Annotated in this window: 1 protein-coding gene; it reads right to left on the bottom strand. The window is 71.8% G+C overall.

Annotation, left to right across the window (positions count from 1 at the left end; translation table 11 throughout):
• Positions 1-1,038: SpnB-like Rossmann fold domain-containing protein (locus NP777_RS46905; protein ID WP_256656325.1), on the bottom strand; the 1,038-nt coding region annotated here is incomplete at both ends.

Raw genomic sequence — 1,038 nt, 5'->3', positions numbered from 1 at the left:
CCCCACACCACCAGCAGCGGCATGGACCAGCAGCGACTCACCCCGCCGAACACCCGCCAGCTCCCGCAGCGCGTACAACGCCGTCACGAACACCACCGGAACAGACGCCGCCTCGGTGAACGACCAGCCATCCGGGATCCGCGCCAGCATGCGGTGATCCACCACGGCCAACGGCCCGAAACCACCCTCCCACAACCCCATCACCCGGTCACCCACAGCAAGAGAGGTGACACCGGAACCAGTGGCCACCACCACACCGGCACCCTCACCACCCATCAGAGCCTCACCCGGATACATGCCCAAGGAGATCAGCACATCGCGGAAGTTCAGACCCGTGGCACGCACCGCGACCCGCACCTCATGCTCACCAAGCTCCCCAGCGACATCCGTGACCGCGGCCAGCGTCAACCCCTCCAGCGTGCCCGCACCGGACGCCTCCAGCCGCCACGCCTCCCCACCATCCGTGCCATCCGGCGGCGCCAGCACACCCCTCGCGGCACCGGCGGCCAGACGCGGCACCAACACCTCAGTCCCCCGCACCGCCAGCTGCGGCTCCCCCGTCGCCACCGCCTGATGCACCACGGCCAGCGACGCCTCGACGCCGTCCACATCCAGCAGGACGAACCGATCCGGATGCTCAGCCTGCGCCGACCGCACCAACCCCCACAGCGGAGCCGCCGCCAGGTCGTGCGGGTCCTCACCGTCCTGGGTGGCCAGCGCGCCCCGGGTGACGAACACCAGCCGGGACGCCGCGAAGCCGTCCTCGGCCAGCCACGCCCGCACCATGTCCAGGGTCCGGTGAGCCAGGGCGTGCGTCGCCGGAACGACGCCCTCGACGGGGTCGGAGGACACGGTCACGAACACCAGGTCCGGCATGGCAGCGCCCGATCGCGCATGTGCGGCGAGAGCGGCCAGGTCGGCGTGGCTTCCCACCGACCCGTCGGCCGCCTCCAACGCCCGAGCCAGGCCGAAGAGATCCGGTCCGGCCACGGCGCACCGGTCGGTGGCGGGAGCCGGAGCGGTGGTGGGCGCCGTGAT

Source organism: Streptomyces rugosispiralis (genome assembly GCF_024505145.1).
GTDB lineage: Bacteria > Actinomycetota > Actinomycetes > Streptomycetales > Streptomycetaceae > Streptomyces > Streptomyces rugosispiralis.
The sequence above is the reverse complement of the archived record's forward strand: the minus strand, read 5'-3'. Positions and strand labels throughout refer to the sequence as shown.